Source organism: Micromonospora globbae (assembly GCF_003610785.1).
In the GTDB taxonomy this organism is placed as follows: Bacteria; Actinomycetota; Actinomycetes; order Mycobacteriales; family Micromonosporaceae; genus Micromonospora; species Micromonospora globbae.
The window spans coordinates 1-1,628 of the sequence record NZ_RAQQ01000085.1; the positions used below are offsets into that span (position 1 = coordinate 1).

The window sequence follows — 1,628 nt, forward strand, 5'->3', positions numbered from 1 at the left end:
CCTGTTCAACCGCCTCATCGGCTGCCTGCACCACTGCCTCACCACCCGCCAAACCTACGACCAGAACCGAGCCTTCCCCGCATTCACTCCCTCCTGATCTTGACCTCAAACACCATCGGAGGTCTCCGAAAGGAGGGGGTCTCCTTCCGCTTCCTCCCCCAAGGAGGCCGCTGACATCCCACGACGGCAGGGTCGAGAAGGTCCCACGTGGTGACCAATGATCAGGCTGCCGCCCGTGGACCGGGCCGAGTCTGACAAGCGGTAATGGGCGCGGCCGCCAGGACGACAACGACGTTCGCCAGACGCCGCCGTGAAGGTGACCGGCGCAAGCCGTTGACTTTTCATCGCACCAGAGCGATCGTCGAAGACCACCCACCCTCAGAAGATCAGCAACAACTCCCCGCCCGCAGCTCGGCGTCGCCCGCGTCACCTCGCCCACCCGCCCTCGCGGCCGGTCGGCCGGTTGCCGCCCCGCCACCACGCTGCTCGGCCAGACCCGGAGCCCCGAACGTGGACTTGGTGATCCCAGCCAGCCACGACGAATGATGAGCACATCAACCTCTACCGGCGCGACGGCCCAACGCATGTCGAACGCTCCGCCATGCGGTCCAGGCCCCGTGCCGGTGACGCAGACGATGCCCAGGAAGCAACGAACCGGCCCGCCCTGAGCGCGGACAGCAACATCACGAGCACGACTGGAACACGCCGCCTGCTCAGCACTGACGGCGGCAGCGCCGCCAGACGAAAGTGGCGCCGCGGCCGGGCGGTGAACCGCGACAGGCGAAGAGACGCCCGCAGACGGCGCCAAGATCGGTCATGGGCGTGCCGAGTGGGCCAACACCCGGAACGGCGGTCACCCTCGACCTACCAGCACGCGGTGGCACCAATTCACGCCCCGAGCGAGGGTTCCCGTCACCCTGCCGGCCCGCGGTTGTCAGCGCACCTCGAACTGACCCGCCCCCACCATCGGCCGTCCTCCCCTGCCGCCGGCCCCGTGCGCCCCGAGCCCCAGCTGAGGCGCGGGAAGGCAACCTGCGGTTCCGCACCCGGCCCAGCGAGAGGCGGCCTGCCGCCGAGCGCCCCAGGCCGGGGCACACGATCAGAGCCTGGCCGGCGAACAGGCTGCCCTTTCCCTCTTCCGGCCGGTCATCTCGTCGATCACAAGCCCGTAGCACGACCTCGCTCATCCAGAGGCAGGTCAGCACGCCAGAGCGCGCGCCGTCCGGCGACGTCGGGGACCGCTACTGTCCGCGTTGGCGGGGTCCCCACCACGGCAGCAGCGGCGGAAGCTCGGCAAGCGGTCGCCGCGGCGGTTTCGGCGGGGGCGTCTCGCCGTCGTCGCCGTCCCAGCGCCGTCCGTACTGATCGGGCAGGTCACCCCACCCGAAGTACGGCATCGGCTCACTGGGCAGACCGCCGAGCGTCTCTAGCGGGTCGATGCGGGACTCGGCGACCGTGCACAGGTGCGCCCAGTCGTCACCGAAGTCGAACACGTACGCGAACTGTCCCGCCCCGGGTTTGATGGAGACATCGAAACCTGGGAGGAACACCAGCGATGCCTGCACCGAAGAAGTACAACGATGAGCTGCGTGAGCGTGCGACCCGGTTGGCGGTCGAGGCCCGTCGGG

The 1,628-nt window shown here is 69.3% G+C and carries 1 protein-coding gene; it reads right to left on the reverse strand.

Annotation, left to right across the window (positions count from 1 at the left end; genetic code table 11):
- Window positions 1–1,241 precede the first annotated feature (1,241 nt).
- Complete coding sequence (locus D7I43_RS32375) at window positions 1,242–1,550, reverse strand: hypothetical protein (RefSeq protein WP_240033336.1); 309 nt, start codon at window positions 1,548–1,550, stop codon at window positions 1,242–1,244.
- Window positions 1,551–1,628: the final 78 nt, after the last annotated feature.